This is a genomic window from Antrihabitans auranticaus, assembly GCF_016481275.1.
GTDB lineage: Bacteria > Actinomycetota > Actinomycetes > Mycobacteriales > Mycobacteriaceae > Antrihabitans.
On record NZ_JAEMNW010000016.1, the window covers coordinates 1 to 20,234 of the forward strand.

Annotated in this window: 19 protein-coding genes; 12 read left to right on the forward strand and 7 right to left on the reverse strand. The window is 64.7% G+C overall.

The genetic code is table 11. The features are described from left to right. Positions 1-195: 195 nt before the first annotated feature. Positions 196-759 (reverse strand): nucleotidyltransferase family protein, encoded by a 564-nt coding sequence (locus tag JGU72_RS30015; RefSeq protein WP_199687970.1) that lies wholly within the window; start codon positions 757-759, stop codon positions 196-198. Next, positions 760-1,842, reverse strand: a complete 1,083-nt coding sequence (locus JGU72_RS30020; RefSeq protein WP_199687971.1) for an XdhC family protein — start codon at positions 1,840-1,842, stop codon at positions 760-762. A gap of 122 nt (positions 1,843-1,964) precedes the next feature. Between JGU72_RS30020 and uraH the strand changes: the two genes are divergently transcribed. The 8 genes from uraH to JGU72_RS30060 all read left to right on the forward strand — a co-directional run bounded on the left by uraH (position 1,965) and on the right by JGU72_RS30060 (position 11,258). Then, positions 1,965-2,288 carry a hydroxyisourate hydrolase gene (uraH, locus tag JGU72_RS30025; protein ID WP_199687972.1) on the forward strand — a complete coding sequence of 108 codons (324 nt, stop codon included), beginning with the start codon at positions 1,965-1,967 and terminating at the stop codon, positions 2,286-2,288. A gap of 16 nt (positions 2,289-2,304) precedes the next feature. After that, the gene (gene pucL, locus JGU72_RS30030) at positions 2,305-3,237 is read left to right on the forward strand and encodes a factor-independent urate hydroxylase (protein ID WP_199687973.1); all 933 of its coding nucleotides are present in this window, start codon (positions 2,305-2,307) and stop codon (positions 3,235-3,237) included. 1 nt (position 3,238) lies between these two features. Continuing rightward, a complete protein-coding gene (locus tag JGU72_RS30035; RefSeq protein ID WP_199687974.1) occupies positions 3,239-4,063 on the forward strand; it encodes an FAD binding domain-containing protein in 825 nt (274 codons plus the stop codon). Continuing rightward, positions 4,060-6,795, forward strand: a complete 2,736-nt coding sequence (locus JGU72_RS30040) for a molybdopterin-dependent oxidoreductase (protein WP_199687975.1) — start codon at positions 4,060-4,062, stop codon at positions 6,793-6,795. Before JGU72_RS30035 ends, JGU72_RS30040 begins: the two co-directional genes overlap by 4 nt. Further along, a complete protein-coding gene (locus JGU72_RS30045) occupies positions 6,792-8,000 on the forward strand; it encodes a multidrug effflux MFS transporter (protein WP_199687976.1) in 1,209 nt (402 codons plus the stop codon). Before JGU72_RS30040 ends, JGU72_RS30045 begins: the two co-directional genes overlap by 4 nt. Before the next feature lie 45 nt (positions 8,001-8,045). Next, positions 8,046-9,440: an amidohydrolase family protein gene (locus tag JGU72_RS30050; protein ID WP_199687977.1), complete on the forward strand. Its 1,395-nt coding sequence runs from the start codon at positions 8,046-8,048 to the stop codon at positions 9,438-9,440. A gap of 7 nt (positions 9,441-9,447) precedes the next feature. Next, positions 9,448-10,395 carry an antibiotic biosynthesis monooxygenase gene (locus JGU72_RS30055; protein ID WP_199687978.1) on the forward strand — a complete coding sequence of 316 codons (948 nt, stop codon included), beginning with the start codon at positions 9,448-9,450 and terminating at the stop codon, positions 10,393-10,395. A gap of 104 nt (positions 10,396-10,499) precedes the next feature. Beyond that, on the forward strand, positions 10,500-11,258 hold the full coding sequence (locus tag JGU72_RS30060; RefSeq protein ID WP_199687979.1) for a L,D-transpeptidase: 759 nt from the start codon (positions 10,500-10,502) through the stop codon (positions 11,256-11,258). Here JGU72_RS30060 and JGU72_RS30065 read toward each other — a convergent pair. From JGU72_RS30065 to JGU72_RS30075, 3 genes are read right to left on the reverse strand one after another with little or no spacing between them, the layout of a single operon-like run. Further along, positions 11,251-12,060 (reverse strand): adenylate/guanylate cyclase domain-containing protein, encoded by an 810-nt coding sequence (locus tag JGU72_RS30065; protein ID WP_199687980.1) that lies wholly within the window; start codon positions 12,058-12,060, stop codon positions 11,251-11,253. The genes JGU72_RS30060 and JGU72_RS30065 overlap by 8 nt on opposite strands. A 6-nt stretch (positions 12,061-12,066) precedes the next feature. Beyond that, complete coding sequence (locus JGU72_RS30070) at positions 12,067-12,540, reverse strand: acyl-CoA thioesterase (protein WP_199687981.1); 474 nt, start codon at positions 12,538-12,540, stop codon at positions 12,067-12,069. After that, the gene (locus JGU72_RS30075; protein WP_199687982.1) at positions 12,537-13,652 is read right to left on the reverse strand and encodes an alcohol dehydrogenase catalytic domain-containing protein; all 1,116 of its coding nucleotides are present in this window, start codon (positions 13,650-13,652) and stop codon (positions 12,537-12,539) included. Before JGU72_RS30075 ends, JGU72_RS30070 begins: the two co-directional genes overlap by 4 nt. 73 nt (positions 13,653-13,725) lie before the next feature. Between JGU72_RS30075 and JGU72_RS30080 the strand changes: the two genes are divergently transcribed. Further along, entirely contained in the window at positions 13,726-15,075 is a 1,350-nt protein-coding gene (locus tag JGU72_RS30080; protein WP_199687983.1) for a WS/DGAT/MGAT family O-acyltransferase, read from the forward strand. A 27-nt stretch (positions 15,076-15,102) separates the two neighbouring features. On the opposite strand, the gene JGU72_RS30085 is transcribed toward JGU72_RS30080, so the two are convergent. Next, the gene (locus JGU72_RS30085) at positions 15,103-15,816 is read right to left on the reverse strand and encodes an SPFH domain-containing protein (RefSeq protein ID WP_199687984.1); all 714 of its coding nucleotides are present in this window, start codon (positions 15,814-15,816) and stop codon (positions 15,103-15,105) included. Positions 15,817-15,960: 144 nt separating this feature from the next. On the opposite strand from JGU72_RS30085, the gene JGU72_RS30090 reads away from it, so the two are divergent. Next, complete coding sequence (locus JGU72_RS30090) at positions 15,961-17,199, forward strand: alpha/beta fold hydrolase (protein WP_199687985.1); 1,239 nt, start codon at positions 15,961-15,963, stop codon at positions 17,197-17,199. On the opposite strand, the gene JGU72_RS30095 is transcribed toward JGU72_RS30090, so the two are convergent. Then, complete coding sequence (locus tag JGU72_RS30095) at positions 17,193-18,233, reverse strand: ferredoxin--NADP reductase (protein WP_199687986.1); 1,041 nt, start codon at positions 18,231-18,233, stop codon at positions 17,193-17,195. The two genes, JGU72_RS30090 and JGU72_RS30095, sit on opposite strands and share 7 nt — an antisense overlap. Positions 18,234-18,321: 88 nt before the next feature. Between JGU72_RS30095 and JGU72_RS30100 the strand changes: the two genes are divergently transcribed. Further along, a complete protein-coding gene (locus tag JGU72_RS30100) occupies positions 18,322-19,335 on the forward strand; it encodes an alpha/beta hydrolase (protein ID WP_199687987.1) in 1,014 nt (337 codons plus the stop codon). Between the two features lie 2 nt (positions 19,336-19,337). Then, entirely contained in the window at positions 19,338-20,234 is an 897-nt protein-coding gene (locus tag JGU72_RS30105) for an SDR family NAD(P)-dependent oxidoreductase (protein WP_199687988.1), read from the forward strand.

The window sequence follows — 20,234 nt, forward strand, 5'->3', positions numbered from 1 at the left end:
CGGTGACCGCGTCCACCTCACCGCACTGAGCCACCGCCGCCGACCGGTGCCGATCGCGCAGGACATCCAGCAACTCCACATCCCGCACCGCCCCCCACACCCCACCCTCGCTCATGTGTTCGACACTAAACCGACCCACCGACACAAATGCCACCCCTCGAGCACACGGCCAACCGGACCGTCCGTACGCCCAGGTCACCGCCGAAAGTTCGCCAAATCGCCGACCTCGTCGATGTCACGTCCCGTCGCCAGATCGGAGCACTCCACCAACTCCGCACGGCCGCGGAGGAATCGGCGACCGCCGTCGTCGCCGGACAAGTGGGCGACCAGGTCGGGCCACCATGCCCGGCCGATGACTACCGGGTGACCGATCTTTCCGTTGTATGCCGCGCGCGCCAAGGCGTTCGGAGTCGAATACTCCAGCAGGCGGGCGACCACGCCGGCGCCGACGTCGGGCAGGTCGACGAGGTGAATCAACGCGGCATCACACGACTCGAGAGCCGAAATCCCGACCCGCAACGACTCGCCGAGGCCGGCTTGCCAATTCTCGGCAAGAATCGGTATTACGTTGTCCGGCAACAGTTCCGACACTTCTGGCGCCGCTGCGCCTACGACTACATACACGCGGTCGCAGCCCCCGCCGACCAACGCCGACAGGGCAATGTCCACGAACGAACCACCGTCGAATTCCGCCAGCGCCTTGGGTCCCCCGAACCGCGTTCCCGCACCCGCCGCCAACAACAGCCCAGCAGTACGCATCTAGACCTGTTCCACGCAGTATCGGTGCGGTTCGGCGGTCGGGTGGATCGGCGTCGACTGCTCCGAAAGTGGCCCGCCGGAGCGGTTCTCGCGCGTGGCCACGATTTCGGCAATGATGGACAGCGCCGTCTCCGCGGGGGTCCTTCCACCGAGGTCGAGTCCGATCGGAGCGTGCAGTCGAGCGAGCTGGTCCGCGGTCACACCTCTGTCCAGCAACTGCTCCGCCCGGTCGGCACACGTCGCTCGTGATCCCATGGCGCCGATGTAGGCGAAGGGCAACAGGACGGCCCGCTCCAGCAGTGGCAGACCGAACTTCGGGTCGTGAGTCAGTACGCACAGGACCGCAGACGGGTCGACAACGATCGAGTCGAGGTACCGATGCGGCCAATCGATCACTATCTCGTCGATCTGCGGAAACCGCGTCTCGGTCGCAAAGGCCGGCCGCGCGTCGACGAGAATGGTGTTGTAGCCCAGCAGCTTTCCCATCTGACCGAGCGGACCGGCACTGTCGATTGCGCCGCAGATGATCATCCGGGGCGGCGGCGGGAAACACTGCGCGAACACGGTGCCCTGGTCGCTGTCCGCGTACGTCGTGCCGAAATCTCCGCGCAGCGAGTCGATCACGTCTGCCGCGAAATCCGGCGGCGGGCACACATCACCGCTGTCCCAACCGAACCGGGCGCCGAGTCCGGGGCCGTCGACAACAGTGACGAGCGCGGCAGCACGGCCGTGCGTGATCGCACCGAAGACTGTCCGCAACTTCGGACCCACCGCATTCGAATGGTCGACGAGCACGTCGATCGTCCCGCCGCACGTCAGACCGACCGTGAACATGCTGTCGTCGCTCGGACCGAATCGGTGCCGGGAACAACGCCCCGTCGCGAGCACATGCTGCGCGGATTCCACGAGAGCAGCTTCCACACAGCCACCCGAAATCCCACCGATGACCGCACCGGAAGCCGCGACCGCCATCGTCGTCCCTGGTGGGTTCGGCGCACTGCCGAGCGTCCTGACAACCGTCGCGAGGGCGAAGTCCGTACCGGCTTCGGACCACTCGACGAGTTGGTGGAGCAGTTCGCGCATGTCAGTACCTCTATCGAAGCGTCGCTACCCCATTCGAAGCGTCGCTCCACTGTAGGTCCGCCGGATTCGTTTCGTCACGTCTTCGGCTTGCGCAACTGCTCGCGCACCTAAAGACTCGCACCATGAGCGGGCTGAGCACGCACGTCCTCGATACCGCGGCCGGTGTTCCGGCCGCATCGGTCCTGGTGACACTGACTTCCGCTGACGGGCGCGAACTGGCGTCCGCACGCACGAACGCCGACGGCCGGATTCCGGACCTCGCGCACGACCTGGGCAAAGGAATCTTCCGGCTGACGTTCGACACCGGTGCCTATTTCAGGGCGACGGACCAACGCGGGCTCTACCCCGAAATCATCGTGTCCTTCGAAATCACCGACACCGGCAGGCATCATCACGTACCTGTATTACTGTCACCGTTTTCGTACTCCACCTACCTCGGCAGTTGACTCGACGGGAGAAGGCATGGCACCCGAGCAACCCAGCGCCGACTGTAAGGGCCGGATCGTGTTGGGCCCCAACCAGTACGGCAAGGCCGAGAGCCGCATCGTCCGAATCTACCGCTCGTCGCCGCGCCACGAGATCCGCGACCTGAACGTATCCACCTGTTTACGCGGTGATTTCGGCGCTGCCTACACGGCAGGCGACCAGAGTCAGGTGCTGCCGACCGACTCCCAGAAGCAGACCGCCTACGCCTACGCCAAGGACAGGGGTGGGCACTCGATCGAGGAGTACGGCGTTGCCCTCGCGCGCCATTTCGTCGACGACATCGGGCCGGTGCACAGCGCACGCATCGAGATCGACGAATACCTCTGGGAACGCGCAACTGTCGACGGCGCACCGCACGACCACACCTGGGTGCGACGAGGCCAGGAAATCCGGACCGCTGATGTCACGGTCGACGACGACTCGGTTTGGGTCGTCGGCGGTCTGAAGGATCTGATCATTCTGAAATCGACGGGATCCGAGTTCTCCGGTTTTCTCGTCGACGAATTCACCGTGCTCGAACCGACGCACGACCGCGTGATGGCTACATCGTTGAACGCGAAATGGCGGTTCACCCGTTCGTCCGACATCGACTGGGACGACGTCTACTCCGGCATCAAGGAAACCATGATCCGCGAGTTCGCTGTCGTCGTGTCGCTCGCCTTGCAGCAGACCCTGTTCGAGATGGGAAAGGCCGTGCTCGAGAAGTATCCGTTCATCGCCGAGGTCCGGCTGTCCGCGCCGAACCGGCACCACTTCGAGTACGACCTGGCCCGGTTCGGAATCGATAACACCAACGAAGTCTTCAACGCCGCGGACCGCCCGTACGGCCTGATCCAAGCGACCGTCGAACGCGAAGATGCGCCACCTGCCGGGTCCGCCTGGGAACCGTACCGCGGCTGGCTGGTCTGACATGGATCTCAACACGATCGGCGAAGTGACGATCGCCCGGACGCGCACCGATCTTACGAACCCGCAGCCCGGCGACGCCGTGATCGCGGGTGGCACTTGGCTGCTTTCGGAGCGTCAGGACCATTTACGGCGACTCGTCGACATCACGACACTCGGTTGGGAGCCCGTGACGATCACCGACGCGGGCATCGATCTCGCGGCAACCTGCACGATCGAGACGATCTCGAAACTCGGCGGCGAACTGCCCGCCGAGTGGACAGCCGCTCCCCTGTTCCACCAGTGCGCGACCGCATTGCTCGCGTCGTTCAAAATCTGGAAGACCGCGACGATAGGCGGCAACGTCAGTCTGTCTTTCCCTGCGGGAGCTATGATTTCGCTGGTGACCGCGCTCGACGGCACCGTCACGGTGTGGCGTCCCGACGGCACGGACTACACAGCCCACATCGTCGACTTCGTAACCGGCGCAGCAACGAATGTCCTCGCGCCGGGTGATGTACTGCGCTCTATCGCCCTGCCTGCCGGTGCGTTGCGGGGGCGAACCGCATTCCGCAAGATCGCCCTCTCTCCGCTCGGGAGGTCGGGCGCGGTGATCATCGGACGACTCGACCGACCCGACGACGGTGGCGGATTCGCCCTAGCCGTCACCGGATCGACCACAAAGCCACTGCAGCTGCGTTTTCCCGGCTTGCCGACGACGGCGGACCTCACCGACGCCCTCGGCGGAGTTCCTGACGACCTCTGGCATTACGACGCCCACGGTGCCCCCGATTGGCGCAAAGCTGTCTCGTCGGTGCTCGCTCACGAAATCCTGGCGGAACTGTCATGAAGATAGGTATCAACGGCGCGGACTACGACGCCGACCCCCGGCCTGGGCAGTGCCTGCGCACCTTCCTGCGCGAGCAGGCACATTACGAGGTCAAGAAGGGGTGCGACGCAGGTGACTGCGGCGCATGCTCTGTTCTGGTCGACGGCGAACCGGTGCATTCGTGCGTCTTTCCGGCCTATCGCGCCGAAAACCGTTCGGTGACAACCGTCTCCGGCCTGGGCACGCCGGACGATCTCCATCCGTTGCAGAAGCAGTTCGTCGACGCAGGTGGTTTCCAATGCGGGTTCTGCACCGCGGGCATGATCGTCACGACGTCGACGCTCACTCCCGACCAGCTCGCGGACCTGCCCCAGACCCTCAAGGGCAACCTGTGCCGATGTACCGGCTACCGGGCGATTCGCGACGCCCTCGCCGGGACAGTGAACGTCGAAACACCTACGGAAGGGCAGGCTTTCGGCCGATCGTTCCCTGCGCCCGCGGGTCCGCGGATCACGACCGGCACAGAGCCCTACACCCTGGACCTCGCAATCGAGGGCACTACTCACGTCTCGATCGTGCAGAGCCCACACGCGCACGCGCGCATCACGAACATCGACACGTCAACTGCGGAGGCCATGCCGGGTGTGCTTGCGGTCTTCACCGGCAAGGACAGTCCGGACCTCCTGTATTCCACTGGGCGACACCAGTTTCGGACCGACGATCCTGACGACACAGCGCTGTTCGACACGGTCGTGCGGTTTCGTGGTCAGCGCGTGGCGGCGGTCGTCGCAGAGACCCTCACGCTCGCCGAGGCCGCGTGCCGCGCGATCGTCGTCGAGTACGAGGTACTGCCGGCGGTGTTCGATCCCGAACTGGCAACGGCACCGGACGCACCGGCGATCCACGGTGACAAAGACGCGGATACCAGCCGGATCGCGGACCCCGCGACCAATCTCGTCGCCGATCTACACGGCGGAATCGGCGATATCGCGGCCGGCGCCGCCGACGCGCAGGCCAACGGCGGAGCCGTCGTCACAGGCAGATTCCAGACGCAGCGGGTACAGCATGCACACCTCGAGACGCATTGCGCGCTCGGCTGGCTTGACGAGTCCGGACGGCTGGTCATCCGCACCAGTTCCCAGGTGCCGTTCCTGGTACGCGACGAGTTGTGCCACGTATTCGGGCTCGACGCCGACCGTGTTCGAGTGTTCACAGCGAGGGTCGGCGGCGGCTTCGGCGGCAAGCAGGAGATGCTGACCGAGGACGTCGTCGCGCTGGCCGTGCTGCGTACGGGCAGGCCGGTGCAGTACGAGTTCACGCGGGCCGATCAGTTCACCATCGCCCCGTGCCGCCACCCGATGCGCGTCGACATCACGGTCGCGGCCCGTGCCGACGGGACGCTGACCGCGCTGGGCGTCGACGTACTCAGCGATACCGGCGCATACGGCAACCACGGCCCGGGCGTCATGTTCCACAGCTGCGGGGAATCGGTTGCGGTGTATCGGTGCCCGAACAAGCGCGTCGATGCTCGGGCTGTCTATACGAACAACATTCCGTCCGGAGCTTTTCGTGGCTACGGCCTCGGCCAGGTGTCGTTTGCAGTCGAGTCGGCGATGGACGACCTGGCAGCTCGACTCGGCATGGACCCGTTCGAGTTCAGGCGGCGCAACGTCGTGGTTCCGGGCGACCAGCTCATCGATGCGCACGTCGCCGAGCCGGACCTGCAGTTCGGCAGCTATGGCCTCGATCAGTGCCTCGACGCCGCCCAGCAGGCGCTCGATCGCGGCAACGGCGTCGCCGCACCCGATGGCGATCAGTGGGTGACCGGAGAAGGGATGGCGGTCGCGATGATCGCAACGATCCCGCCGCGCGGGCACCACTCGGAGACTGCCGTTCAGCTCGACGCGAACGGTTGCTACACGGTCGGCGTCGGCACGTCCGAGTTCGGCAACGGCACGACCACGGTGCACAGGCAGATTGCGGCGACGACGCTCGACACCACGATGGCCAACGTCACCACTCGCCAATCCGATACCGACACAGCGAAATACGACACGGGCGCCTTCGGGTCCGCGGGCACGACCGTCGCGGGTTTGGCGGTCAGCAAGGCGGCCACGCTGCTGCGTACATACATCGAGGCGACCGCAGCGTCCATCACGGGGTTGCCCGCCGAACACTGCGTGCTCGGCTCGGACGGCGTGTTGTGCGGCGATCGGCTGGTGCGCTTCGCCGACATCGTGGCGGCGAACGGTAGCCCGCTGAGCGCACAAGCGGGCCACGACGGGCTCCCCCGCTCGGTTGCGTTCAACGTGCAGGCCTTCCGCGTAGCCGTCGACAATCGGACCGGCGAGGTCCGAATCCTGCAGTCCGTTCATGCGGCCGACGCCGGGCGGGTCGTCAACCCCGAACAGTGCCGCGGGCAGGTGGAAGGCGGTGTCGCACAGGGGATCGGCTCGGCGCTCTACGAGGAGATGATCGACGACGGCGCCGGGACCATCACCACCCAGGCGTTGCGCAACTATCACCTCCCGCAGGTCGCCGATGTCCCGGTCACCGAGGTCTACTTCGCCGACACGACGGACCGGCTCGGACCTTTCGGTGCCAAGTCGATGAGCGAGTCGCCGTACAACCCGGTCGCGCCGGCGCTCGCCAACGCCATCGCACGCGCGACAGGTGCCAGGGTGCGCCGCCTTCCGATGAACCCGATCCGGGTGTGGCGTGCGATCGACGACATGCACAGGGACGTGCCATGACCGAAGCTCCTCCGGTACCTCGAAGGCTGCTGCCGATCCTGCTGCTGATCATCCCGCTGAGCCAGATTCCGCTGGACGCCTACACACCGGCATTGCCGGACATGGTGGCCGACCTGCATTCGTCCGCCGCGACCATGCAGAACACCGTGACGTCGTACATGCTCGGCATGAGCATCGCGTTCATCCCTGTCGGGCTGCTGGCCGATGTGAGGGGCCGCAAGCCGGTCCTGCTGACCTGCCTGAGCGTGGTGGTTCTGACCAGCATCGGGTGCGCCGTGGCCAGCAACGTCACGCTGCTCCTGGGGCTCAGATTCGTCCAGGGCGCGACAGCCTGCGCGTGTCTCGTCGTTTCGTACGCGATCGCCGCCGACATGTATCGCGGCAACAAGCTCACCGCAGTCTCCGGGTTGCTCGGCGCCGCGTGGGGTCTCGCACCGGTACTCGCTCCGGCGGCGGGCGGTGTTCTCGTCCAATTCATCTCGTGGCGACTGGTGTTCGCACTGATCGCGGCCCTCGCCGCTTTCGTCGCCCTCGTCGTCGCGATCGGGCTGCCGGAGACATTGCGCGACGAGGACCGCACCACGATCGATCGGCGCGAAATCGCGCAGGTTGTCACTAGCACGGTCCGCAATCGGGTATTCGTCTGTTTCGTCGTGGTTTTCGGGCTGATGGCGTCGGCACAGTTGGTGTTCGGCGTGGTCGGGCCGTTCCTGTATCAAGTGCAACTCGGCTTTTCGCCCGCAACGTACGGTCTGTTCGCCCTCGTCGTCGGCGGCGCAAATCTCGCGGGCGAACTCGCCTGCGGTTCGCTTGCCGCACGCATCACAACGCGCCAATTGGCGCTCGGCGCGTGGTCCGTGTTCGCTGCCGGCGCGGTCGTTCTCGTGGTTTCTGCCGCGACGGTCGGCGTGAACACCTGGGCGATCACCGTCGGTGCCTGCCTCGCTCTCGCCGGCTGCGGCGTGCTCTGCCCGCAGATGTACGGACTCGCGCTCGGCCTGTTCACCCGGAACCTCGGCCTGATCGGCGGGATCATCACTGCCGGATGCTATTTGATCGTGAGCGCGGCAATGGCGACGGCGGGAATCCTCCCGGAAGAGTCACAGGCACCGCTCGGTTGGCTCTACGTGACCGTCGGTGTGATCGTCGTCGGAATACTGTGGTGGGCAACGGACCCCCGCAAAACCGACCGCAGGACTTTTTAGTTGAAACAGCAAGCTCATCCGTCATTTTTATGGTCTTCTTCTACGGTGAGTCAGGTTCATTTAGGTCACATATTCCACGTTGCGGGCAGTCCCACCGTCACTGAGGCGGCAGCGGCCCTGGTTTCGATTCCAGACGGAGCGCTGGTAATCGACGACGACGGCAAAATCACGTACTGCGGTACGCGAGAAGGCAGCCCCGAAGGCGGCACGGTGCACGATCACCGGCCCGGCTTCCTGCTTCCAGGTTTCGTCGACACACACATCCATTTTCCGCAGACGTTCGCCGGGGATGCGTACGGTGGCGGCCAGCTGCTCGAGTGGCTCACCCTGTGCATCTTCCCGTCGGAGTCGAAATTCGGCGACCCGGAGTACGCACAGAAAGCCGCAGTCGAGTTCTGCACCAGGCGAATTGCCGCGGGCACGACAGCGGCGATGGTGTTCGGCTCCGCGTTCCCGCACGCTCAGGACTCGTTGTTCAGCGAGACGCAACGCGTCGGCCTTCGCGTGGTCAGCGGCCGCGGAATTCAGACGGTCGGCACCGAAACCGCGCAGCCACTCATGACCTCGGAAGAGGACGCGATCAGGCTGACGACCGAAGAGATCGAGAAGTGGCACGGTGCGGACACCGGCGACCCGGCGACCGCACTGCTGCACGTAGCGATCGTTCCGCGCTTCTCGCTGTCGGTGACGACGGAAACCTTGAAAAACCTTGGCGAGCTGTACGACTCGGTCAAGGACCGCGGTGTGTACGTCCACAGCCACCTGAACGAGAACAACCGTCCCGGCACGGGCGAGGTGGACTCGACCAAGGAGACCTACCAGGTCAACTCGTACCTGGACACCTACGACGGCAAGTTCCTGCCAGGGTCACAAGTCGGCGGAAAGAGCCTGCTCGGCAGGAAGACGATCCTCGCCCACTGCGTGCATTGCCAGGACGTCGAACTGGAACGGATGGCGGAGACCGGGACGTCGATCTCGCACTGTCCCGTTTCGCAGCAGTTCCTGGGCTCCGGCACGATGCCATGGAAGCGCACGATTGCATCGGGTGTGAACGTGTCGGCCGGCACCGACTTCGGCGGCGGCGACGAATGGCTCATCTCGAAGGTACTTTCGGACGCGTTCAAGGTGCACATCTCCGAGGCCGGCGAAGACAGCATCTCGATGCATCCGGGCGAAATGTTGTTCATCGGAACCCTCGCCGGCGCACGCGCGCTCGACATGGAGCACCGCTTCGGCAACTTCGATGTCGGTAAGGAAGCCGACTTCCTGGTCGTCGACCCGTCCACGGTGCCCCAGCTCGATGGGCACCTGACGAACGGAATCCGTTCGGACGAACCCACATTGGCACGGGATCAGACGCTGTTCCAGTTGCTCATGGGCATCCGCGAACCGGCTATCGCGGAGGTGTACGTACGCGGTCGCCGCGTTACGGCAGACTAGCCAGTCCATGCCGGACGCACACGCCTACACTGTCTTTCACCCGACGCACGACAGTGAGTCGTTCGACAGCTGGCTGCACGAGGTGGCAGCCAGCGCCGAAACCGAGCCCGGATTCGTCGAATCGCACGTCTCCGTGCACGACGGACGCCGCCTCGAGTGGGCTGTGTCGGCGGTATTCAGTTCCGAACAGCAACTGCACGACTGGTTGGACGGCGTGCGTGCCGACCTGCTCGAGGACGGCACAACACGAGGCTTCTACCGCAAAAGCTCGGACGTCATCGTCGTCGTCGGTGCAAATCCACCCGCCGGTGTGAGCGTCTTCCAGCACAGCGTCGCGGCAGGGAAAGAGAAAGAATTCATCGCGGCGCAAGTCGTTTTGATCGAGAAGACCGCCGTGTTCCCAGGGTACGAAGGCACGATCGTCTTCCCGGCACATGGCAACGGGGAATGGTTGTCCGTCTTGCGATTTCGGACGGCCCAGCAGCTACGAGCGTGGCTGCAATCGAAAGAGCGCGCGGCGGCATTGCCCAACCTGCGTGCGCATCTCACGGAGGACTTCAAAGAGGCATCGCACACGACCCCGTTCGGCTCGACCGTGCGCTTCCAGAACGGCGAGACACTGATTACGCCGAAATGGAAATCGGCGATGATCGTGTTGCTGGTCCTGTACCCGACCGTGATGGTCCTTTCGCGCTTCCTTGGACCGCAGCTCGACAGAATGGGAGCAGCACCAGGGCTCGCGCTGTGGTTCAGCCAGATTTGCAGCGTCGGGTTGATGACCTACTTCTTCATTCCCCCCGTATCGAAGTGGTTCAGCAAATGGCTGGACCCGATCGACGGAGCCGGACTCCGCACCAGCATCGTCGGTGCGTTCATTGTTTCGGCCGTCTACGTCGCGACTCTGGCCCTGTTTCTATCGGTCCAGTGGCTGCAGTTCTGGGACTACAACAAGTAGCCCGCTGAGCTGCGAAAACCCGCGATCTGCCCCTGTTGCATTCGATCTTGAGGTGCTTTACTTGAGATAAGGAAACCGTGTCGTTTCTAAGGGGATGAACGGCCATGCGGAAGCCGTTTGCTCGACTCGTTTTTGTTCTGATTCTTGCTGCAATCCCCGCTGTCGGGTTGAGTGCAGGCGCGCAGGCCGGTGCCCTGGGGCCACCATCGACAGGGCGTGTGCCTGCACCCACGATCTCGCCCCCCGACGGTGCGGTCGTCGGCGTCGCGATGCCGATCACCGTCACGTTCGGTGCGCCGGTGACGTCACGCGCCGCCGCGGAGAGCTCGATCACGATCACCGCCTCCAAACCCGTCACAGGCACGTTCACCTGGCCGACCGATCGCGAAGTCCAGTGGACTCCCAATGGCTTCTGGCCGGCGTACACGGACGTCACGGTGCAGGCCGCCGGGTACCGCACGGAGTTCGAGGTCGGCCGCTCGCTCGTTGCGGTCGCCGATGTGTCGAATCACCAGTTCACGGTGAGCATCGACGACGTCGTCGTCCAGGTCTTCCCCGCATCGATGGGCAAGCCCGGCTTCGAAACGCCGTACGGCACTTTCCCGGTTCTCGAGAAGTTCCGGAACCTGATCATGGACTCTTCGACCATCGGTATTCCGGTCAACTCCCCGGAGGGGTACCGACTCAACACCGACTACGCAGTCCGGATCACCTGGGGTGGGGTGTTCGTACACGGCGCACCGTGGTCGGTCGACTCACAGGGGTACGCCAACGTCAGCCACGGCTGCATCAACCTCAGCACGTCGAACGCAGGCTGGTTCTACAACAACTCGACCATCGGCGACCCGGTGGTCGTCACGTAGTCGGTCCGACCCACTCCACGGGGTGGACTTGATGTATGCCGCGTAGGCCCTTCAACTCGACGGCGCGCGGGGTGCCGAAAGTCAGGTCGGACTCTTCGGCAACGGCAGCACGGACAACGTCGCTGACGAGCACCTCTCCCCCGTCGGCCTGCGCTGCGACTCGGGCCGCTAGCGCCACATTCCGACCGAACAGGTCGTCCCCACGCCGGACCGCGTCACCGGTGTGAATTCCGATGCGCACCCGCACGTCGGTTCCGCGAGTCCACTGCAGCGGATCGGAAAGCTTGCGCTGCACGTCGATTCCGCACCGCACGGCCTCGTCGGGGCGCGCGAACGCAACCATGAAGCCATCGCCCTGGGTCTTGACCACATGTCCGCTGTGCTTGGCGATGCGGCTGCGCAGGATCTTGTCGTGCCGACTGAGAATGCCGACCCACGCCTTGTCGCCCAGCTGATCGTTGAGCGCAGTCGAGCCTTCGATATCGGAGAAGAAGATGGTCACCGTGCCGTCTCGCGCAGCCAACCGCGCGAGGTCGGGCTGTTCGACCTGAGCCCAGCCTGCGAGGTCCTCGACCGAGCTGCGCAGCGCCTTCGTGATGCCTTGCTCCCGAACCAGGTTCGCGGTTTCCCAGACTGCTTTGACGGCACCGCGACCGCTCGCGAGCCAACTCCGCTCACGACCCGATGCGAGTTGCCGCTCGAGTTGCCGCACGCGGTAGCGACTGCGAATCAACAACCCGCCGACGACGAACAGCACGATGCTCTCGACGAGCACAACGAGGACGAGGACGGTCTCGAGCATCGGCAGTCAGCTTCGCTGCGCAACCGCACTGAGCTGGTTCCTGATCGGCTCGGGTATGTCGATGGGGCGACGCGTCGACTTGTCGACGTACACATGGGTCCACCGGCCGACCGCCGCCACCGCTTTTCCTGCCGCGGAACTCTCGCCCGGTTCGTGCGCGAACAGGCCGAGCCGGTACGTGACGCTGCTGCGACCCAGTCGCGCGACCGCGAGGCCGACGACGAGCGTCTGCGGAAATCGCACCTCGTGGAAGTACTTGCACCCCGATTCGGCGACAACACCGAGGGCGGGCATATCGGTCGGCGGGAAGCCGGTCACTTCGCTGAGCCAACCGTTGATCACGGTGTCGAAGACTTGGTAGTGGACCGCATTGTTCAGATGCCCGAACACGTCGTTGTCCGACCAACGGGTACCGACGCTACGCAGGATGGGGAAGTCTTCGACGGTCAGTTGCCGCTCGTCCACGGTCGGCTCGGTCATTCGGCTGCCTCGAAGTCGATGATCTGGCGGATCGCGCGGCCGTCGGCGAGTTCGTCCATGGCATCGTTGATGTCCTCGAGCGCGATGCGGGAGGACACCAGTTTGTCCACGGGAAGCCTTCCGGCACGCCACATTTCCGCGAACGTCGGAATGTCGCGGCTCGGGACTGCAGAGCCCAGATAGCTTCCGACGATCGTGCGCCCCTCGGCGACCAGGCTGGTCGGCGAGAACGACGTTCGCGCGTCGGGTGCGGGCAGGCCGACCGTCACCGTCGTACCACCCGGCTCGGTCAAGGCGATCGCTCCCTCGAGCGCACGTGCGCTTCCGGTCGCGTCGATCACGAGTGGCGCCTTGATCGCTGCCTGGACGATGTCGTCGGGCCGATAGGCCGCGTGGGCGCCGAGTTTTATCGCTGCATCGAGTTTCGACGCGACGGCGTCGACACCGATCACCCGAACACCGTCGTAGGCAAGGGCGGTGAGTATCGCGGCCATCCCGACTCCACCGAGTCCGACGACGATCACCGTGTCCCCGGCGCTCGGGGGCGCCGCATTGACGATCGCTCCGCCGCCGGTCAGAACCGCGCACCCGAGCACGGCGGCTACGTCCGGCGGGATGTCATCGGGCACGCGCACGATCGAATGTGTGTCCACCACAGCGTGGGTCGCGAACGCGGACACGCCGAGATGGTGCATGATCTGCTCGCCGGTACGCGTCAAGCGGCTGCCACCGCCGAGGAGGCCGCCGACCACGTTGGCCGCGCTGCCCGGAATACAGGGACGCTTGCCCTCCGTCGCGCAGCCGGCGCAATCGCCACATCGCGGCAGGAAGGTCATCACGACCCGGTCGCCGACAGCGAGATCGGTGACACCATCGCCGAGGACTTCGATACGGCCCGATGCTTCGTGCCCGAGGAGCATGGGAACGGGTCGCACGCGGTTGCCGTCGACCACCGATAGGTCCGAATGACAAAGCCCCGCAGCCTCGATGCGCACCAGCACTTCGCCCGGCCCGGGCGGCGCCAATTCGAGTTCGCTGATCGTCAGCGGCCGCGAGTCCCGATAGGGACGCGGGCGACCGATATCTTCGAGCACAGCGCCGCGAATCCTCATGGCTAGAGTCCTTTCTCTGCGCGGCCTCACGCTACATGGCTAGGCTGGCGACGCGGATCGATGGAGGTGGTGAATGAAGCTTCTCAGTCCAGTTGACGCGATGTTCGTCAGGATGGAGTCCAAGCGAACACCGATGCATATCGGCGCGCTGATGATCTTCGAACTTCCGGACGGCGCTGCACCGGACTTCGCTGCGAAGTTGCACACCGCCTTCTCCCAGCTGACCTTTCTGCCATGGCCTTTCGACAGCGTGGTCCACGACGGACCGTTCAAATTGATGCCGTCGTGGCGGCAGGTCGAGCCCGATCCCGAGTATCACGTGCGGCTCAATGCACTCCCGTTCCCCGGCACCGATCGCGAACTCGGCACCCTCGTCTCGCGGCTGCATTCGAACCCGCTCGACTTCGACCGGCCGCTGTGGGAGGCGCACATCATCGAGGGTCTTTCGGACCGTCGCTTCGCCTTCTATTTCAAGGCCCACCACTGCGCCGTCGACGGAATGGGTGCGGTGAACACGATCAAGCGGTGGCTGAGCACGAATCCCGAAGGCACCGAATGGTTGACACCCGTCACGAGCAGCGAATTCGTGCCGGATTCCAAAGCAGCCTTCCTGACGAAGACGTCGTTGCGCCGGGTTGCGGACGGCGCGGTCGCCGTTGGCGAGCTCACCAAGCGGCTCGGTGGAATGTTCCGTGGCGCAAACAGTTCCGTACGTGCTGCCCTCAAGACGCCGCGTGCGCCGTTCAACACACGACTGACGCAGCAGCGCCGGTTGGCAATCCAGTCGCTCGAACTGGCTCGCCTGCGCGCCATTGCGAAATCGACGGGAACGACGGTCAACGACGTCACCCTTGCGGTGTGCAGCGGCGCGATCCGGAATTTCCTGCTCGATGCGAAGGCGCTGCCGAAGAAGAGCTTGACTGCATCCGTACCGGTCGGCTTCGAGCGCGACGAGGACACGGTCAACGCCGCAACAGGATTCGTATGCCCTCTGGGCACAGACGAAGTCGATCCGATCGTCAGGCTGCGGACAATCAGTGCCGCGACCGCCAGGGGAAAGAAGGAAATCCTGGCGATGACGCCGAATGCGTTGCAGCACTACACCGTGCTCGGACTGCTGCCGCTGACGCTCGGCCAGAAGACAGGCGCCCTGACGCGGCTGCCACCCCTGTTCAATTTCACCGTGTCCAACGTCGTCTTGAGCAAGGAAACCTTGTACCTCAACGGCGCTCGGCTGGCGTCGATCGTGCCGGTGTCCTTCCTGTGCGACGGGTACGGGCTCAATGTCACGCTGGTCGGTTACACGGACAAGGTGGTGCTCGGTTTCGTCGGTTGCCGCGACACGCTGCCACACCTGCAGAATCTCGCGAAGTACGCGGGCGAAGCCCTGCACCAACTCGAATTGGCTGCCGGCGTGGACTAGGCACGGTGCCTGATTCACTCGCCTGATTCACTTCTGGGCGCTGCCGATCGCGCTCAACGCGGCGGGGACGTGACCGTTCGACGTCGGTGCGAGGGCCGGACCGAGGCTGATCGCATTGGCGAGGATCTGCGCGTCGACGGGTGCGTACTTGATGATGTTGACGGCGTTGAGTGCGACGCCGAGTCCGTCCAGCTTGGCCCGGGACCGGCGCCTGACCTCGGCAAGCACGTCGGCATCGGTCTCCATCCTTCCGACTTCTTGCCCATAGATGCTCGACCGCAGCGCATTGGTCACGATCGCCAGCACTGTCTCGTCGAGATCGTCGGCGCGCATAGCTGCGCGGGCGACGCGATACGCGTCGGTCTGCACACGCCAGTTGACGTCGCAGCGGATGATCCATTTCTGGCGCACGTCATGGTGTGGATCTGCGCGGGTCGTTTCGATGTCCTCGGTGCGGCTCGTCCGGAGGTTCACCGAAATCTTGACGAGTCGCCAGACGAACGGAAATCGCACACCCGGCCGGCCTGGCCGCAGAATCTTGGGGCGGTCGCCGACCCAGTGCCGGACTACGACGCCGAGGCGCAACCACACACCGCGCTCGTTGCGCCGCACCGAGAAGAAGCTGAATCGAACAAGGCCGGCACCGGCAATGAGCGTACCGACATAGACAAGGCCCACCCAGGGGTTTCCTCCTGCGCCGGGCAATCCCCCGAGAACCCTGGTCAGCGGCTCGACAGTCACCGCACACACTCCAACTAGGCGGCCGCCGACGCCATTGTCGACGGTCGATTCAATTCTAATCCTTATTATCCTTAACTTAGCTAATTAGTGATCGGGCCACCGCATTCGCAGCGCAGATCGATCGCACGTGGATAAAGTTGAGCGATGAAGCAGTCACGCTCCGTGCTGGCTGTCATCGCGGCAATTGCGGCCGCAGTCGTTCTCAGCGTGACTCCGACCGCGCATGCACTTCCGGACACCGCCCCCGATCCCGGCGTGCCGCTCGCGGGTTTCTACACGCCGCCCAATCCCCTGCCGCCCGGTCAGCCTGGCGACGTCATCAAGACCGAACCGATGACCGTTTTGTTGGACCCGGTCCTCCGCGTGAAGCTCACGGATCGCGCCGAGCGAATCATGTATCGCAGCACGGATCTACACGGGAATCCGATCGCGATCACCGGCACTCTGGTCCGGCCGTTCGCGGAGTGGCCGGGCCCAGGTCCACAGCCGCTCGTCAGCCTCGCAGCCGGCACCCAGGGTGCCGGAGACCAGTGCGCGCCGAGCCACGAGATGGAAGCCGGCACCTTCTACGAATGGTTTGCGGTGACGCAACTCGTCGCGCGCGGCTGGGCGGTGGTCGTGACCGACTATCGCGGCCTCGGCACGCCCGGCGCACACACCATGCTCAACCGCGTCGATTCCGCCCACGCCGTGCTGGACGGGGCGCGCGCCGGCCGCCAGATCATCGGCCCTGGACCGGTCGGCATCGCGGGCTACTCCCAGGGCGGCCAGGCTGCCGCGGCGGCCGCAGAACTGCAACCGACCTATGCACCCGACCTCGCACTCGTCGGCGCCTATGCCGGCGCAGTTCCCGCGGACCTGTCCAAGAACGGCGGCAGGACCGAGATCGCCACGGCCGGCGCCGAGGTGGGCTGGCTGATCAACGGCCTGATCGAGGCCTATCCCGACCGCGCCGACGCCATTCGGGACCTGTTCAACCCGGCCGGAATCACCATGCTGGAGACGACGCGAAGGCAGTGCGGCTTCGACACCCTCATCCAGTACGGCTCGACCGAGACAACCGAATTCACCCGCGACGGCCGGCCGATCGCCGCGTACCTCGAACAGGAACCCATCGCGTCGCTGCTCGCCGACCAACGCGTCGGAAACTTGACCCCCACCGCACCGATACTGCTCGTGCACGGCTCGAACGACGACTCCGTGCCGACCTCACAAACCCGCCAACTGGCGGCCGACTGGACTGCAGGCGGTGCGAACGTCCAATTCACCGAGATCGACGGTCCGGCGCTGATTCCCGGCACGGGCGCCTCACATTTTCTTGCGAGCCTCCCCTCGCACGCTGACGGTGCGGAGTTCTTGGCGCAGCAGTTCGCGAGCTACTGATCGAAGACAGCTCGAACGGTGTCGGTCACTGGCAGCGATTGACACGCAAGGCGCACGCCTTTGTCGAGGTCGTACTTGTCGAGCGTGTCGTTGGCGAGCATCCGGACCTCGCCGGAGACGAGCGTGAATGCACAACCGCCACAGGAACCTTCGCGGCAGACGTACGGCGCGTCGATCCCCTCCCGCAAAAGCACGTCGAGCAAAGGGGTCTGGCGTGGCCACGACACAACATGCTCGTCGCCGTCCACTTCGGCCGTCACGGTCGCCACATCCGATCCGACCGGCTCGACCGAGGCAATCGGTGTGTCGAACGCATCCGACGACAGCGATACGAACACCTCTTTGTGGATCCGGTCGCGACTCACACCAGCGGCAGACAACGCCGACTCGGCGACGGCCATGAACGGCGCCGGCCCACACAGATAGGCGCGAGAGTTCTTGGGCACGGTCAATTCTGCGCGCAAACTCTCCGGGGTCGGTCGACCCTTGTCGCTCTCCAGCCAGTGCTGAACAGAGAGCCGTTTCGCAAACTTGCGTTGCAGTTCGGCCAATTCGGCGGCGAAGATGACCGAGTCACTGTCACGGTTCGCGTAGACCAGTTGGACACGGTTGCGATGCTCGGTGAGCGCAGTCTTGAGAATCGACATGACGGGAGTGATCCCGCTTCCGGCGGCGATCAGCACGAACGGTGCATCCCACTGCTTCGGAACGAAAACTCCTGCCGGACGCAAGGATTCGAGCTTCAATCCCGGTACCGCGTTGTCGCACAACCAATTCGACGCGAGCCCGTCGACCGTTCGCTTCACCGTGATCTGCGGATACCGGTCCAGCGCGGGCGCGCTCGAGAGCGAGTAGCAGCGCGATACCGCACCTTCCCCGCCGGGTATCCGCAAGGTCAGAAATTGACCCGGCTGATAGCGGAAGCCTGCCTCACCCCTGGGGAGGTCGAACTCCAGGGAAACGGCGTCATGGGTCTCCCTGATCACCCGCCTCACTTCGAGCGTGTGCCCGGTCGCTGTCGCAGCTGTGGTCATTTCACGGCCCTTCCGTTCGTGTCCACATAAGTGTGAACGACGAATGTGCCATTGACAACTGGCACATTGAACATGCAAGCTTTGCGGCATGACGAAAATCGGGTCAACGGAGACCTCTCGTTCGGCACTTGTCCATCCACCTGCCCTGCCGGAGTCAGCGTCGCTGCTCTCGCAGATCGCGGCGGACGCCACCTCGCTCGCAATGCGACCGATTCACTCGGCGTTGCCGATGAACCGCGCCGGAGTCTGGGCCGGCAGGCAGCTCGTCAAGTCGTTCATGACGACGCTGGGACCGCCCCTACCAGGCACAACAGTCGTCCCGGTCCGGCTTGGCCAGGTCGTGGGCGAATGGGTGCGGGCACCCGGAGTGCAGCAGGGCACACGTGCCGTCTACTACGTCCACGGCAGCGGATACGTCATCTGCTCGGCCCGAACCCATCGCGGGCTGGCCTCGCGGCTGTCGAAGTCGACAGGTTTGCCGGTGTTCGTCGTCGATTACCGCCTCGCGCCAGAACACCGCTTCCCCACCGCCGCCGACGACGTCGAAGCCGGTTACCGCTGGTTGCTCGACTGCGGTTTCGCCGGCAACGACATCGTGATCGCCGGTGATTCGGCCGGATGTCACCTCACGCTCGACCTCCTGCTCGAGAACGCCCGCACAGGGGTCCAGCAGCCCGCGGGTGTCGCGATGTTCTCACCTCTTCTCGATCTGACCTTCGAGCTGGCGGCGCAGCAAGAACGCGTTCGCAAGGATCCGATGATCACCTCGCGCGCCGCGCGCGACCTGGTCAGCCAATACACGGTCGGCCAATCCGACGACAACCCACGCCTACGGCTCGACATTCCGCACGGCACCATCCTCCCGCCGATCCTGGTCCAGGCAGGAGGCGCGGAAATGCTCAGCGCCGATGCGCGCGAACTACAGCGCATCGTGCGCGCCGCCGGCGGTCACTGCGAACTGGAAATCTGGCCTGGCCAGATGCACGTCTTCCAGGCACTGCCGCTGCTGATCCCCGAAGCGACGTCTGCGCTGCGGCGCGTCGCGACATTCCTCGCCGAATCGTTGCATCGCTCGGCCACGGCAGTGCAGGAAGTGAGCTGATCATGTTCGGACTCCACAATCTCTTCGGCGGCGGCGATCGCCTGTCGCACAACGCAAAAGCCGTCGTCACCGGTGCAGGTAGCGGAATCGGCAGGGCATTCGCACTGGAACTCGCTGCGCGCGGGGGTGAGGTCATCTGCGCCGACATCGATCTCGAGCGTGCGGAAGAGACGGTGCGGCTGATCGAGCGCACGCACAACGGCACCGCGCACGCATACTTCTGCGATGTGTCGCGCCGTGACGACATGGAAAACCTTGCGCTGCATACCGAAATGACCTTCGCGGGCCCGCCGACCCTGGTGATCAACAACGCGGGCGTCGGTATCGGCGGAACACCGGTCGGCGAGGTCGGCCTCGACAACTGGGAATGGGCGCTCGGCATCAACCTGTGGGGCGTTGTGTACGGCTGCGAACTCTTCACGCCGCAGATGCGTGCCGCGGGTCGCGGCGGCGTCATCAACGTTGCCTCCGCGGCGGGTTTCGCAGCAGCGCCGGGGATGGCGGCGTACAACACCTCGAAGGCCGCCGTGCTGTCACTGTCGGAAACGATGGCCGCCGAACTGCAAGGCAGCGGCGTCAACGTCACGGTCCTGTGCCCGACCTTCGTGAAGACCAACGTCGCACGCGACGGGCGAATCACGGCAGAGTCGTCCAAGTTGGCCGACACCCTGATGCGGTGGACCGGCTTCTCCCCCGACAGCGTCGCGAAGACAACGCTCGACGCTCATGACAAGGGCCGCCTCTACGTGCTGCCCCAATTGGATGCCAACGTCGTATGGCACCTCAAACGCCATCTTCCCGCGCAATACACCTATGGGCTCGGTTTGCTGAATCGCTTACTGCCCCAATCAGAACCAGCACACGAACCTATTTCGTCTTCCGACAGAACAGGAGTCTGA